Source organism: Actinopolyspora mzabensis (genome assembly GCF_900101095.1).
Taxonomy (GTDB): Bacteria; Actinomycetota; Actinomycetes; order Mycobacteriales; family Pseudonocardiaceae; genus Actinopolyspora; species Actinopolyspora mzabensis.
The window spans coordinates 184680-199635 of the sequence record NZ_FNFM01000005.1 but is presented as its reverse complement, the minus strand read 5'-3'; the positions used below and the strand labels follow the sequence as shown (position 1 = coordinate 199635).

The following is a 14956-nucleotide window of genomic DNA, read 5'->3' as shown; positions in this document are numbered from 1 at the left end:
GCCGGGGGCCGACGGAGCAACACCAGCGCGGAAGCCGCGAAAGTAATTCCCGGCGACAACTCCCGGAACCCCAGTCTCACGGGTCGCCACGACTCCGACGCAGCGAGAGCGATGTGACGGTCCCGGAACGCACAACGGGAGGGAGAAAGCGCCCCGGAACCGACACGATCAGCATCCCGGGTTCTCGGCCTGCCGACCACAACCCGGAGATGACGAGTCGGCCAACTCCTGCCCGCCGTGCGGTGTACTTCCCGCGAGCACGTCCTCGACCGTTGGCCGAGTTCGAGGACGGTTCATCTCCCGCCAGCCACCGCCGAAGACCGGTATCGCCAACGCGAGCAGATAGAGCAGGGCAGTGCAGGTCAACGTGGTACGCAGCCCGATCCCCTCCACCGCCAGGCCACCGAACAGCACGCCGAGCGGCGTACCGCCCTGCGCCACGAGAGTCGTCAGGCTCAGCACGCGTCCGCGCAGTTCGGCCGGGATACGCTCGTAGGTCACGGCGGCCAGGATCGGATTGATCATTCCGGCGGCCAGCCCGCACGTGGCCACCACGACGAACAGCACCGCGAACCCGGAGCCCGCTGCCATCGCGAGGTGGGGCGGGATCGGCCCCAGCGCGAACGCGAGCGTGAACAGCATCCTGCGACGTCGCACCCGTGCGCCGAGCCAGGTGAACAGCAGGTTCCCCGTGAGCGCGGCACCGCCCAGCGCGCCGACCAGCACCCCGAGTGCCAGCGAGTCGTGCAGTATCCGTGCCGAGTAGGTGGGGAGCAGCACACCCGTCAACGCCAGGTCGAGGGTGTTCGTCAACAACAGCAGCACCACGATCCAGCTGATCAGCCGATCGCGACGGAGATAGCCGAGCCCGGCGGCGAATCGGCGCCCGAACCCCTCGGAGGTGTCCGAGACCTCGGAGTCCGATGTGGTCAATCCCCGCGAGGCGTAGGCGACCAGCAGCGCCGACAGCCCCATCACGGCGGTGGCGAGCCACAGCACACCCGGCGGCTCGAACAGCGCGAGCGCTCCGCCCGCCAGCGGCGCCCCCGAGAGGTGCCCCGCCCGCAGTGCGGCGTCCATCCCGCCCGCACCGCGTTCCATGGCCACCCCGGCGTTGGTGACCAGTTCCGGGACGGCGACCCGGCGAGCGGTCTGGCCGGGTTCGCGGAACGCTCCGAACGCACCCGCTAGTGACATCAACGACCAGAGCGTGAGCCCGGTGGTGGCTTCTGCCAACGGAATCGCGCCGACGCACAGCGCGGCCGCCAGATCAGCCAGCGGCGCGGTCCGCGCAGGTCCGACACGGTCGATCAGCGGGCCGCTGAGCGCGGTGGCGAGCAGCATTCCCACGAGCTCGGCCGCGGTGACCATACCCACGTTCGCGGCGCTCCCCGTGGTAGTCAGCACGAACCACGGGATCGCCACGAATCCTGCCGCGCTGGCGGCACTGACGGTGCCGGTCGACACCCACAGCACCAGCAACCGTGAGCGGTTCATTCCCGCCGCTCCCCTCGCGGGAAGGCGCGCAGCTGCACCATTACCGGTTCGTCACCCGCCGCGGGGTCGCGGCGGTAGCGTTCCACGAGTCGACCGGCTTCGGCGGTGAACTCGGCCAGTTCGTCCCGCGAGAGGGAGAGCTGCCAGTCCGACAGTTCCGAGGCCTCGATCCACGCTCCGGACCATTCGGACAGTCTCGCCAGGAACCCGGTGAGTTCGCGGTGGTGGTTGGCGGCTATCTCGTGCAGCAGGGCGCTCAGGGCGGGACCGAGTTCGGCGTCGGCGCTGAACCTCTCGGGGTGCAACGCGGTTTCGGCGTGCGTGGCCCGCCACCAGCGTTCCCTGCGGTTACCGCGTTCGGTGTCCTGTTCGACGAAGCCGTGTTCGGCGAGTTGCCGCAGGTGCCAACTGGTGGTTCCGGAGCGCTGCTCGAAACGCTCGGCGAGCTGGGTGGCCGTCGCGGGGCCCTCGGCACGCAGCTCGCCGAGGATCCGGATCCGCAGCGGATGAGCCAGCGCTCGCAGTCCGGCCGCGTCGAGCTCGTAGCTGTGGTCCTCGGTCACCCGGCACACCATAAATCACCAAGAAAACTCTGCCAAGTTTTCTTGGTGATTTGGAGGTGTCCAGGATGCACCAACGGCACGTCCCCGCCGTAGGCGCGAAATCCGCTCAGCAATGAGCAGGGCTCCGCCCACCGTCACGGCACCCCGCACAGCGCGACAATCTCGTGAGGACCGAGTTCGAGACCACCGGTGAACGCGATCCGAGTCCCAACGGGCCGGATCACGTGCCGGACGGCGTGCCGTACCGGAGGCGTGCCAAGCTGGACCTCGTGAAGTCATCGGTGATGTTGCTCGACTCGGCCGGAATCTGGTTCCGCTCCTACTACGCGCTACCGGAATCACTGACCGCTCCGGACGGAACTCCGGTGAACGCGGTACGCGGATTCTGCGACATGCTCGCGAAACTGCTCACCGAACGTGCGCCGCGCCGGGTGGTGGCGTGTCTGGACAACGACTGGCGCCCCGACTTCCGGGTGCGCGCACTGCCCTCGTACAAGGCACACCGGGTGGCCGAACCCGCTCCGGATTCCGGAACGGCGGCGGACGGGACGGCGGGGACGGACACTTCGGAGGAAGCGGTTCCCGACACGCTGGAGCCGCAGGTTCCGGTGATCCTGGAGCTGCTCGCCGCGCTGGGCATCGACACCGCCGAGGCCGATGGGTACGAGGCCGACGATGTCATCGCGACGCTGGTGGCGCGGGAGCACACCGATCCGATCGAGGTGATCACGGGCGACCGCGATCTGTTCCAACTCGTGCGGGAGTCGCCCACCCCCTGTCGGGTCGTCTACATCGGGGGCGGCCTGGCCAAGGCGCAGGACTACGGTCCGGTCGAGCTGGCGGAACGGTACGAACTGCCCATCGAGAACGCGGGCCGGGCCTACGCCGAGATGGCGACGCTGCGCGGGGATCCCTCGGACGGACTGCCCGGTGTGGCCGGGATCGGGGAGAAGACGGCGGCCAAACTGATCACGCGGTTCGGCTCGCTGACCGAACTGCGCGCGGCGGCCGAGGCCGGCGACCAGGGGTTGACGAAACGCAACCGGGAGAAGCTCTCGGAGGCCGCGGACTACCTCGACGCCGCACCGACGGTGGTCAACACGGTTCCCGACGCCCCGGTGACCCACAGGCTGTCCTCCGACGTGCTGCCCCGCGATACGGGCACCTCCGACACGGGACTCGCTACCGCCGTGGACACCGATCGGGTTCGCGGGCTGCAACGGGAGTGGGGACTCGGCAGTAGCGTGGACCGACTGCTGGACGCGTTGCCCGGATGACTCCTGCGCCGCGGGGCCGGGCGACCCGGCAATCCCACCGACCGACCTCGCTCAGAAGTGCGTGCCGCACCAGGCGCGCTCCCGGGTGGCGAACAGCGCGTCGGCCACCGGCAGCGCGGCGGGGTCGTGCACGGTGAGCAGGTTCGCGTCCGCGAGGGTGGTTGGCTCGACCTCGCCGAACAACAGCGGCGCCAGCTGGGCCACGTCGAGACTCAGCTGTGTTTCACGGGCAACGCGTTCGACCCCTTCGGGACCGACCAGGTACCGGCCCTCGTTGTGCGGCAGGGTGGCGTCGCGCACCTCGAGCACCACGGCACCGGATCCGGCGTAGTCACGCGCCCGCAGGGCGGCGTCCACGTCCACCGGACGAACCCACAGATCGTCGTAGACGTCCCGTACCCGACACTGCCTACCGTCGGTCAACCACCACTCCAACGGCTCGTCGAGCGGTCGTTCGATCGCCACCACCTCGTCGGCCAAATCGATGCCGAGCAGGAACCGCCACAACTCACAGGCAGCGGCCGAGTTCGCCGCTCGCATGTCCATCACCCGCAGGGTGGTGCGTCCGTCACCGAACCTGTAGTCGTTGCTGTGCGCCATCCAGCGAACGAACCCGTCGTCGTTGCCCGCAGCGTCGCGGTGCACGGCAGTCGAGGTGTGCTCCTCACTCGTACCGTCCCGCCGCAGCTGGGTCTGCCACCAGACCCATGGCCGAGCGATCACACCCGCCCCGGCGGGCAGGTTCCGGTAGATCTCGGGAAGCAGTCGACCGGCCGTTTCGGGGTCGACCAGTCGCACGTCTCCACCACCGGGAGCACTGTCGCGCAGCTTCGCGGCTGCCCTCTCCAAGTGAACCGTGCGCGCCCTGGTGGCGATCCCGTAACCGAAACGCCCGTAGATGGCCGTCTCCGAAGCGTGCAACATCGCGAAGGACTCACCGAGTTGCCACGCCTCGTGCAGCTGGGCACGCATCAGCTGGGTCAGCACACCCCTGCGGGTCCGGTCCGCCCGCACACCGACGGCGCTCACGGCCGCTGCGGACAACTCGGCCCCACCCGGCAACACCACCGAAGCGGGAAACGCCATCGCGGTTCCGGCCAGCTCACCGTCGAGGTGATCTCCCCAAACCCGGCCGATCTCGTACGGAGGCGCCATCCGCCGCCAGGCGGCATCGGTCGCGGCGGGCATGTGCAGGGCACCCCGGAAGAGGTCGTGCGCGGCGCGATACTCGGAGTCCGCCAACAATCTGACATCGTGCTCGATCACGCCTTCATGATGCCGCCGATGCTCTGCACGGTCGAATGATTTGAGAAGGCTCACGGAGTACCGCATGCCCGTTCGAGGAGCACGCATCGAAAAGCGGGGACGTGCGGGAGCAATCAGTCGGGTCTGCCGACCGCGTAGGTCCCCTTCGCGTCCCGGATAACGACCCGAACCTTCTTGCTGACGCCGCCGACCCGCATCTCGCAGGTGAAACTGTGTCCGGCGCGCACCGGCTCCTCAGCCGGGCAGGTGACCGACTCGATACCGGCCACGCCGTAGGAATCCCGCGCGATCTGGCGCACCCCCTGCTGCACCGAATCGGCCTCCAGCACGGTGCGGTAGAACCAGCCGGGGGTGACGAATCCCAGCACGGTCACCACCAGCACGGCCATCAGACTCACGGAGCCGAGTAACCAGGGCCACACGCGGCGTCGGCGCCGCCGCGCGGAAGCACCGGCTTCGAGTCCAACGCTCGGGGGGCGTCCCCCGGGGGAACCCCGCAGGTCCCCGCCGAAGGTGTTCGTTGGGGAGGCAGCCCGCTGCTCGGAACCGACGTCGGGTGAGCCGGACATTTCGTAGCGATGCTGTTGGTCCGGCTGCCTGGGCGGCGACGAGCCGTAGGGGTTGCTCATGTGCGCCTTTCGACGGGAATCAGCTCGCATCGGCTCGGCCGACGTCGGAAGCCGATCCAACCACAACCGAAGAAGCACGACCGGGGGTGGGCTTCTCCCGGAGCGGCCCGTCCCGCTCCGGGAGAGCGCGGTTCACCACCCGCACGAGCACCCGGTGGTGGATCCCCACCGAAGGTCACACGGAGCCCGCGGCCACCACGCCTCGCCGAATCCCGTTGATCGCCTTGCTCGCTGCCGAACCGACCGGATCCTCCCGACCGAGAACCTCCCGGATCTGATCCAGCAGATCGATCACCTGCCTGCACCAACGCACGAAATCCCCCGCGGAGAGCTCGTGCCCCGCCGAGGCGGAAGCGGTCAGCACCTTCTCCAGCGAGTCCCCTCTGGCCCAGCGATACACCGGCCAGGCGAAGCCCGCGTCGGGCTCCCGGGTGCGGTCCAGCTTGTGCCTGCGCTCGTCGTCCTCCAACTCCGCCCAGAGTTCCCAGGTCGCCGAAAGGGCTTCGGAGACCGCCCCCGGCGGCACTTCCGGAACCATGGGCGCGTCACCTCTGGACTCGTAGACCAACGACGAGACCACCGCGGCGAGCTGTGCCGGTTGCAGGGCGCGCCACTTGCCCACGCGCAGGGACTCGGCCAGCAACAGGTCCGACTCGCTGTAGAGCCGCGCCAGCCGCTTGCCGTGGCCGGTGACCGGGTCGTCCGAACTGTGCGGATCCAGGTAGTGGCGCTCCCCGAGCAACGCGGTGATCCGGTCGAAGGAACGCACCAACGAGTTCGTCGTGGCGGCCACCTTGTTCCGGATCTGTTCGGTCTCACGGCGCAGCCGCTCGTGGCGCTCCGCCCACCTGGCGTGGTTCTCGCGTTCGTCGCAACCGTGGCAGGGATGCGACCGCATCGCCCGACGCAGACTGGCGAGCTCCTGGTCGTCCCCGGCCGAGGACCCCTTACCGCCCCGGCGCTTGCCCACCGGAGTGACCCCGCTCTCCCGGAGCGTGTTCGCGAGCTGGCGACGCGACTTGGGCGAGCGGACGTCGACGTACTTGGGCAGCTTGATCCTGTCCTGTGGTTCGACGGGATTGGTGAAGTCGGCCACCGAGACCCTTCCGGCCCAACGGTCCTCCGTCACCACCAGCGGTCGTGCCTCGCCCATCGGGTCCAGACCCGGGTCCACCACCACGGCCAACCCGGAGCGCTTGCCGGACGGAATCGTGATCACGTCGCCCTTGCGCAGCTTCTCGAGCGACTTGGCCGCCTCGGCGCGCTTGGCGGCCTTGTTCTGCTTCGCGAGTTCCTTCTCCCGGTCGGAGATACGCCGCCGCAGATCGAAGTACTCGGCGAAATCACCCTGGTCGCAGTGCATGGCTTCGGCATAGCCCTCGAGCGCGGCCGCGTTGCGTTCCACCCGTCTGGACTGGCCCACCACGGAACGATCCGCCTGGAACTGGGCGAACGACTGCTCCAGCAGTTCCCGCGCCGAGTCGGTTCCGAGGCGCCCGACCAGGTTGACGGCCATGTTGTAGCCGGGCCGGAACGAGGAACGCAGCGGATAGGTACGCGTGGAGGCCAGCCCAGCGACCTGCTTGGGATCCATACCCGACTGCCAGATCACCACGGCGTGCCCGTCCACGTCGATACCCCGACGCCCGGCACGCCCGGTGAGCTGGGTGTACTCGCCGGGAGTCAGATCAACGTGCGACTCCCCGTTGAACTTCACCAGGCGTTCCAGCACCACGGTGCGGGCGGGCATGTTGATGCCCAGCGCCAGCGTCTCGGTGGCGAACACCGCCTTGACCAGCCCGCGGACGAACAGCTCCTCGACGGTTTCCTTGAACGCGGGAAGCAGTCCCGCGTGGTGGGCGGCGACACCCCGTTCTAGGGCCTCCCGCCACTCCCAGTAGCCGAGCACCTCCAGGTCGCCCTCGGGCAGGGTGCTGGTGTACTCGTCGATCACCGAGCGGATCTCGTCCAGTTCCTCCTCGGTGGTCAACCGCAGACCGGAACGCACGCACTGGCCGACGGCCGCGTCACACCCCGCGCGGCTGAAGATGAACACGATGGCGGGCAACAGCTCGGCGTCGTCGAGCTGGTTGAGCACGTCCACCCGCGAGGGCTGGAAGAATTTTCCGCCCCGGTTCTGCACGCGCCGCTTACCGTCCCGACCACGACGCACCTTGCCGGGGGGTTCCCTGGTTCGCCCCAGTTCCCGGGTGTGCCGCAGCAGGTTGGGGTTGATCTTGAGTTCGCGGTTCTCGTCCTCACCGCCGAACAGGTCGAACATGCGGTTGCCCACCAGCATGTGCTGCCACAACGGCACAGGTCGGTGCTCGTCGACGACCACCGTGGTGTCGCCGCGCACCTCCACCAGCCACTCGCCGAACTCCTCGGCATTGCTCACCGTGGCCGAGAGGCTGGCGACCTGCACCTGCTGCGGCAGGTGCAGAATCACCTCCTCCCAGACCGCCCCCCGGAAACGGTCCGCGAGGTAGTGCACCTCGTCCATGACGACGTAGCCGAGGGCGTCCAGACTGCTGGAACCCGCGTAGAGCATGTTGCGCAGCACCTCGGTGGTCATCACGACCACCTGGGCGTTGCCGTTGATCGAGGTGTCGCCCGTCAGCAACCCGACCGCACCCGTGCCGTAACGCTCGCACAGGTCGGTGTACTTCTGGTTGGAAAGCGCCTTGATCGGCGTGGTGTAGAAGCATTTGCGCCCACCGGCGAGGGCGAGGTTGACGGCGAACTCGCCGACAACGGTCTTGCCCGCGCCGGTGGGCGCACAGACGAGCACCCCGTGCCCGTCCTCGAGTGCCTGGCAGGCGGTCCGCTGGAACGGATCCAACTCGAAGGACAGGTCGACCGTGAAGGCCCGCAGTCTCGGATGCGCACTGCGCGCCTGATGCGCGGCGTACGCCGCCGCAGGCTCGACGGGCCCGCTCGTCTCCGTGGTTTCGATACGGCTGTCAGCCACTCTCCCAGACTTTCATATCTCGGCCGTGAACGTGTCCACCATGCTGACACCGAGGCCGCCCGGGGAAGCGGTCAGGTCACGTCGTCCTCCTCGACAGCGGATCCGGCCCGACTACCCACGTCGACCTCGGAGGGACGGGTATCCAGCTCGGAGGGCTGATCGGGGTCGGCCTGCTGTGCCGAGGCCTCCTTGCGCGCCTTGGAGTTGTCGTGGGCCCGACAGATCACCAGGGCCACTCCGTACAGCGCACACAGCGCGGCGGCCAGCACCAGCATGGACAGCGGATCCTGCCCCGGCGTGGCGATGGCGGCGAAGACGAACAGCGCGAACACGCTGCCACGCCACCAGCTGCGCAGCTTGGCGTAGCTCACGACGCCGGCCCGGTTCAGCATCACCATGACCAGGGGAAGTTCGAAGCTGATACCGAAGAACAACAGCATCAGCAGCACGAAGTTGATGTACTCCCCGCCGGTCAGCGCGGTGAAGAACGCACCGCCGCCGAAACCCGACATGAAGGCGAGCCCCTTCGGGGCGACGAAGTAGGCCAGCGCGGCACCCGCCACGAAAAGCAGGCTGCCGATACCCACGAAAACCCTGGCGAACTTGCGTTCCCTGGCATGCAGTCCGGGCGCGATGAACGCCCAGAACTGGTACAACCAGACCGGGCTCAGCAACACCGCACCCAGCGACAGACCGACCTTGAGCTGGATCATGAAGACCTCGAAGGGACGGGTCTGCATGAGCTGGCACTTGTCGTTCGGACTCAGCCGCATGTCGGAGGGCAATGAGCAGTACGGCCCGGTCACGAAGTCACCGAGACTCGGCAGACCGAACAGTTGGTGGGAGAACCACCAGAAGCCGAAGATCCCGCCGCTGATCACCGCCAGCAGGGCCACCCCGAACCGGTAGCGCAGTTCGTAGAGGTGATCGACCAGTGTCATGGTGCCGTCGGGGTTCCGGCGGCGACTGTACTTGGTGCGATCACGCCCGAACGGGTTGAGGCGGCGAAGCCTACTGCCTTCCACCGTCACAGCCCCCGCGTCAGTTCGTGGCGTCGTTACGGTGCTTGTCCTCGGCCGGCCGTTCGCCGTTCAACCGCTCTGCGCTGGTCGCCGTGAACCCGGTCGAGTGCTGCTCACCCGTGGTGAGCTGTTGCGGCTCGCTCTGTTCGGACTCGCCCTGCGAGGAGGCGGCCTGCTCGTCCTGCTTCATGCCACGCGTCTCGGCCTTGAAGACCCGCGCGGACTGACCGAGCGACCTGGCCAGCTGCGGCAGTTTGGCGGCTCCGAAGAGCAACACCAACACACCGACGATGAGGACCAGCTCCCAACCACCGGGGAAACTCATGCTTCTACACCTCTTCTCGAGCCTGCTGCAACGGGGATATTACGCCGCACGTGGCCGGTTTCGACAGGTTCGATCGGATCAATGACGCTTCAGGGCGATTCCGATTCCGGCACCGCGTGCCCGCAGCAGCCCCATGCGGTCGGACAGCTCCCCGAACACCCGGTCGTATGCGGACCGCGTGCGGCGAACCGAGCGGAGCGTGGTCAGCACCACGGGGATCAGGGCGATCAGGGCCACCAGCACAAGTCCCACCATCAACGCGTACGGCACGGTGCCACCGTATCGCCCTCAGGTGGACAGCGAGTGAAGCGACCGTTCCAACGCTTCGTCCGCGCGCTGTCGAACCTCGGTCGCCAGTTCCACGGGCGCGAGGACCCTTCCTCTCCCACCCAGCCCGAGCACCAGCCGCACCAACCACGCGCGATCGGAGTAACGCAGCACCACCCTGGTGAATCCGTCCGGCAGATCGGTGACCTCGTCGACGGCGTAGTACTCGGCCACCCAGCGGGCCTCGGGGCACAGTTCGAGTTCGACGCTCGGCTGCGGCTCGGTGGGGCGGAACGGTCCTCCCGAGAGGTCGGTGCCGGTGGCCTCTGCGGGGGGACGCGTGGGCTCGTCGAGAACCTCGGCGTCGTCCATCCGGTCCAGCCGGAACAGCCTTACCCCACCCGCGCGGCGACACCAGGCCTCCAGGTAACTGTGCCCCTGCACGAGCACCAGCCGCATCGGGTCGACCGTACGTTCGGTGATCTCGTCCCTGGAGGCGGTGTAGTACCTGATGTGCAGCGCGTTGCCGAGTCTGGTGCCTTCCTCGACGGTCGAGCCGACCTCGGTGGCCACCGGCCGGGACTCGTCGGCCAACCCGACCACGACACCCTGGCGCCGCGCGGCGCCCACGGCGTTCTCGACCTTCGCCAGCGCCCTGCGCACCGCGTCGGTGTCGGCGATTCCCGGTGTCTCGGACAGCGCACGCAACGCCACCTGCAGCGAGGTGGCCTCCTGACCTGTCAGGCGCAACGGTTTGCGCATCCCGGCGTCGTAGACCACCGTGACGGTGTCCCCGCTGAACGACAGATCGATCAGGTCCCCGGGGCCGTATCCCGGCAGGCCGCACATCCAGAGCAGTTCGAGATCCCGACGAATCTGCTGCGCGTTGACCCCGAAATCGGCCGCGACCTCGGTCACCTCGATTCCCGGCCTGTTGACCAGGTACGGAATCATCGCGAGCAACCGGGGAAGCCGCTCACTCGTACTGCTCACCGATCTCCCTCCCGAAGGGTCCGCAACGTCGCCAGGTGTGCCTCGCGGACGGACTTCCGCAGCGTTTCGGGCTCCAGGACCACCACATCGGGGCCGTAGCCCGCGAGCCATCCCGTCGCCGATTCGGGATAGCTCAGTTCGAGACGCAGCTCCTCACCGGCGAGGCCGTCCAGCTCGCGCTCGGCGACGAGTTCAGCGTCCCGGCGCACTCCCTGGGCACGTCCCCGCGCCACCCAGAGGCGCACCGGAGTTCGCGGTGGTGGAGTCGACTCGAAACCGGTGACCAGGCTCATCAGGTTCACGTCCTCGGGGCGGTTCACCTGTCCCCGCTTACCGAAGGCGCGCACCTCCCCGGTGATGCGGGAGAGTCGGAAGCAACGCGCGGCCTGCCGGTCCCTGTCGTGGCCGACCACGTACCAGCGGCCGCACCAGGACACCACTCCCCACGGTTCCACGGTTCGCGGTTGCGCTGAACTGCTGGCGGGCCTGCGGTAGTCGAAGGTCACCGGTCGCCCCTCGCGTACGGCGGTCAGCAGCGGGGAGAAGGCCGGTTCGTCCGCCCGCACCTTGGGTTCGATGGGGCCGGCTGCGCTGTCGTCGACATCGATCCCGGCGGCGCGCAGCTTGTGCAGCGCGCCGCGCGCGGCGGTGCCGAATTCGGGTGCTTCCCAGAGCCGGGACGCCAACGCCACGGCGGCGGCTTCGTCGGACTCGAGGGCGATGTCGCCGATCTCGTAGTCACGGCGCGCTATCCGGTAGCCGTCGATGCCGTCGAAGGCCGAGTTGCGCCCGGTCTCGAGCGGAATCCCCAGGTCGCGGAGTTCGGCCTTGTCACGTTCGAATGTTCGGTAGAACGCTTCGTCACTGGCAGCGTCGGAATAACCGGGAACGATCCCCCTGATTCGCCCCGCGGTGAGGTACTGGCGAGTCGACAGCAGACACAGCACCAGGTTGACCAGGCGTTCTGCGCGCGGAATGCCCACTGTGCCGAGTCTAGCGACGGTAACGGCGGTCACGTTCGCGGGCCGACGTCGTGACCTGATGAAACGACGCGGCCACCTACCGCCGGGAAATCTGGAAAAGATCCAGATTACCCGGCGGAGGCGCTCTGCGCCGACACGGGAGGAACGTACGGCCCGCCGGTCACAGCGGTGGTTCGCGCCGCGCCCAGGGTCGCGCACGCTCCAGCTGGGCAGCGAGCCGGAACAGCATCCCCTCGCCCGCCAGCGGCCCCACGAACTGCACACCGAGCGGCAGTCCCTCGGGATCCCAGTACAGCGGAACGGACATGGCCGGCCTGCCGGTGATGTTGGCCAGCTGGGTGTAGGGCACGTGGCGCAGGTTCTCCCTGGCCACCCGGTCCACCATGCCGCTGGCGCGCAGCATTCTCCCCAGTCCCAGCCCGAGCACCGCTCTGCCCGCCGCGCGCAGCGGCTCGCCGGTCGCGAGCTCACCCACGCGTACCGGTGGGCCGGCGAGTCCGGGGGTCAACAACAGGTCGTAGTCGCGGTGGAACTCGGCCAGCCTGCGCGTGTAGTCGTGCCACCGGTCGAGCAGCGCACTGTACTCGGGGCCGCTGATGGCGCGCCCCACCGCGGCGAGCAGCCTGCTGTCCAGCTCGAACGAGGTTTCCGACGCTCCGGTGGCAGCCACCGCGTCGTCGATCGAGGCGGCCAGTTTCACCGACCAGGCGCGCAGGAAGTCCACGGCCAGCGAATCGAGATCCACCGGGGAGCTCACCGGTTCCACGTGGTGCCCCAGGGACTCCAACAGTCGGGCCGCATCGCTCAACGCCTCGATCGCGTGGGGATGCGGCCGTCCCAACGCCGACTGCGAGGTGAAACCGACACGCAGCCGAGGGGGTTCGGAGGCGATCTCGGTGGTGAAGTCCCTGGGGGGCGCGGCGGGTGAGTACGGACCGGCCGGATCGGTTCCCACGATCGCGTCCAGCGCGGCGGCGCTGTCCCGAACCGTACGCGAGAGCACCCCGTCCGAGGCGGCCCCGTGAAAGTTCTCGGCACGCGCGGGCCCGGCGGGCACCAGGCCACGACCGGGTTTGAGCCCGAAGACGCCGCAGCACGCGGCCGGGATCCGGATGGAACCGCCTCCGTCACTGGCCCCGGCCACCGGCACGATTCCGGCGGCGACCGCTGCCGCCGAGCCGCCCGAGGAACCACCCGGGGTGCGGTCCGGCGACCACGGGTTTCGGGCGGGCCCGAAGGCTTCGGGCTCGGTGACCGGTTTGGCGCCGAACTCGGGAGTGTTGGTGCGTCCGAACGGCAGCAGCCCCGCGTTCAGCCAGCGGCGCACCACCTCGGCGGTCTCCGGTGCCGCCACCCGCGCCAGCGCGGCTGTTCCCGCACTGGAAGGATGCCCCGCCACCTCCTGGTTCAGGTCCTTGAGCAGGAACGGAACTCCCGCCAGCGGACCACCGGCGGGCAGCCCACCCGCAAATTCCGCCGCGGTCTCCCGGTCGGCACGGACCACCGCGTTGATGCGGTCGTTGACCTTCTCGTAGCGATCGAAGGCGGCATCGAGCAGTTCGGTCGCGGGGACCTCACCGCTGGAGACCAGCTCGGCCAGCCCCACCCCGTCGTGTTCGCGGTACTCCGAATAGTCCATGCCCACCCTTCCGTCGCGGCAGCCTCGACGCGTCCGGCCACGCGGATCGGACACGAACGAATCACAACGAGCTGATCAGACGTTCCACCCTCTCGTCCACCGCGCGGAACGGATCCTTGCACAGCACTGTCCGCTGCGCCTGGTCGTTGAGCTTGAGGTGCACCCAGTCGACGGTGAAGTCCCTGCCCGCGGTCTGCGCGGCCGCGATGAAGTCGCCACGGAGCTTTGCCCTGGTGCTCTGCGGTGGAGTGTCCTTGGCCGCCTCGATCTCACCGTCGTTGGTGGCACGGTCCACCAGATCCTTGCGCTGCAACATCTCGAACAGGCCCCGGTTGCGTCGCAGATCGTGGTAGGCCAGGTCGAGTTGCGCGATGCGCGGGCTGGACAGCTCCAGACCGTGCTTGTCGCGGTAACGCTCCAGCAGGCGGTGCTTGATGGCCCAGTCGACCTCCCGGTCGATCAGCGAGTAGTCCTGGTATTCCACAGCATCCAGCGCCCTGCCCCACAGGTCCATGATGCGGTCCGTCATCGGGTCGGAACCACGACGAGCCACGTACTCGACCGCACGGCCGTAGTACTCCCGCTGGATGTCGAGCGCGGACGCCTCACGGCCACCGGCCAGCCGTACGGGGCGCCTTCCGGTGAGATCGTGGCTGATCTCCCGGATAGCACGGATCGGGTTGTCCAGACTGAAGTCGTGGAACTGCACGCCCTGCTCGATCATCTCCAGCACCAGGTTGACGGTGCCCACCTTCAGCAGGGTGGTGACCTCGGACATGTTCGAGTCGCCCACGATCACGTGCAGCCTGCGGTAGCGCTCCGCGTCGGCGTGCGGCTCGTCCCTGGTGTTGATGATCGGGCGGGAACGGGTGGTGGCGCTGGAGACTCCCTCCCAGATGTGCTCCGCCCGCTGGGACAGGCAGTAGACCGCACCGCGTGGAGTTTGCAGCACCTTGCCCGCACCGCAGATCAACTGTCGGGTGACCAGGAAGGGCAACAGCACGTCGGCGATGCGGGAGAACTCCCCCGAACGCCCCACGAGGTAGTTCTCGTGACAACCGTAGGAGTTGCCCGCCGAGTCGGTGTTGTTCTTGAACAGGAAGATGTCCCCGCCGATACCCTCGTCGGCCAGCCTCCGCTCGGCATCGGTGAGCAGGTCCTCCAGGATGCGCTCACCCGCCTTGTCATGGGTGACGAGCTGGACGAGATCGTCGCACTCGGCCGTGGCGTACTCGGGGTGCGAACCAACGTCCAGATAGAGTCTCGCGCCGTTGCGCAGGAAAACGTTCGAGGAACGGCCCCACGAAACGACCTTCCGGAACAGGTATCTGGCAACCTCGTCCGGGGAGAGCCTGCGTTGCCCGTGAAAGGTACAGGTCACCCCGAACTCGGTCTCGATGCCAAAGATCCTCCGCTGCATGCCTCCACAGTAGGCGTCTTCGTCGAACTCGGCGGTCCGCCGTTCGGGGTCGGACGCGAAAAAATTCGGCCGATAACACCACACAACGTGGCCGCACGCGAGCC

13 protein-coding genes are annotated in these 14956 nt (G+C 68.2%); 1 reads left to right on the top strand and 12 read right to left on the bottom strand.

Translation table 11 applies throughout. The features are described 5' to 3' along the window. Window positions 1–168: 168 nt before the first annotated feature. Together BLR41_RS09985 and BLR41_RS09980 are read right to left on the bottom strand one after the other, a co-directional pair. A complete protein-coding gene (locus BLR41_RS09985; protein ID WP_092627748.1) occupies window positions 169–1497 on the bottom strand; it encodes an MFS transporter in 1329 nt (442 codons plus the stop codon). Next, window positions 1494–2060: an ArsR/SmtB family transcription factor gene (locus tag BLR41_RS09980; RefSeq protein ID WP_092627910.1), complete on the bottom strand. Its 567-nt coding sequence runs from the start codon at window positions 2058–2060 to the stop codon at window positions 1494–1496. Before BLR41_RS09980 ends, BLR41_RS09985 begins: the two co-directional genes overlap by 4 nt. A gap of 284 nt (window positions 2061–2344) precedes the next feature. Between BLR41_RS09980 and BLR41_RS09975 the strand changes: the two genes are divergently transcribed. Continuing rightward, entirely contained in the window at window positions 2345–3337 is a 993-nt protein-coding gene (locus tag BLR41_RS09975) for a 5'-3' exonuclease H3TH domain-containing protein (RefSeq protein ID WP_092627909.1), read from the top strand. 51 nt (window positions 3338–3388) lie between these two features. Here the strand turns inward: BLR41_RS09975 and BLR41_RS09970 are convergent, their stop codons facing one another. From BLR41_RS09970 to pafA, 10 genes are all read right to left on the bottom strand, one after another. Then, window positions 3389–4603, bottom strand: coding sequence for a GNAT family N-acetyltransferase (locus tag BLR41_RS09970; protein WP_092627747.1), 1215 nt, complete (start codon window positions 4601–4603; stop codon window positions 3389–3391). A gap of 113 nt (window positions 4604–4716) precedes the next feature. Beyond that, window positions 4717–5232: a DUF4333 domain-containing protein gene (locus BLR41_RS09965; protein ID WP_176797918.1), complete on the bottom strand. Its 516-nt coding sequence runs from the start codon at window positions 5230–5232 to the stop codon at window positions 4717–4719. Window positions 5233–5407: 175 nt separating this feature from the next. Continuing rightward, complete coding sequence (locus BLR41_RS09960) at window positions 5408–8203, bottom strand: DEAD/DEAH box helicase (RefSeq protein ID WP_176797917.1); 2796 nt, start codon at window positions 8201–8203, stop codon at window positions 5408–5410. A gap of 71 nt (window positions 8204–8274) precedes the next feature. Then, a complete protein-coding gene (tatC, locus tag BLR41_RS09955) occupies window positions 8275–9144 on the bottom strand; it encodes a twin-arginine translocase subunit TatC (protein ID WP_092627907.1) in 870 nt (289 codons plus the stop codon). A gap of 100 nt (window positions 9145–9244) precedes the next feature. Next, a complete protein-coding gene (tatA, locus tag BLR41_RS09950; RefSeq protein WP_092627745.1) occupies window positions 9245–9550 on the bottom strand; it encodes a Sec-independent protein translocase subunit TatA in 306 nt (101 codons plus the stop codon). Window positions 9551–9628: 78 nt separating this feature from the next. Beyond that, window positions 9629–9820, bottom strand: coding sequence for a bacteriophage holin (locus tag BLR41_RS09945; RefSeq protein WP_092627744.1), 192 nt, complete (start codon window positions 9818–9820; stop codon window positions 9629–9631). 18 nt (window positions 9821–9838) lie between these two features. Beyond that, window positions 9839–10810: a helix-turn-helix transcriptional regulator gene (locus BLR41_RS09940; RefSeq protein WP_092627743.1), complete on the bottom strand. Its 972-nt coding sequence runs from the start codon at window positions 10808–10810 to the stop codon at window positions 9839–9841. Beyond that, on the bottom strand, window positions 10807–11793 hold the full coding sequence (locus BLR41_RS09935) for a helix-turn-helix transcriptional regulator (protein WP_092627742.1): 987 nt from the start codon (window positions 11791–11793) through the stop codon (window positions 10807–10809). The genes BLR41_RS09940 and BLR41_RS09935 overlap by 4 nt, the downstream gene beginning before the upstream one ends. Window positions 11794–11953: 160 nt before the next feature. After that, window positions 11954–13432, bottom strand: a complete 1479-nt coding sequence (locus BLR41_RS09930; RefSeq protein ID WP_092627741.1) for an amidase — start codon at window positions 13430–13432, stop codon at window positions 11954–11956. A 61-nt stretch (window positions 13433–13493) separates the two neighbouring features. Next, a complete protein-coding gene (gene pafA / locus BLR41_RS09925; protein ID WP_092627906.1) occupies window positions 13494–14852 on the bottom strand; it encodes a Pup--protein ligase in 1359 nt (452 codons plus the stop codon). Window positions 14853–14956 lie beyond the last annotated feature (104 nt).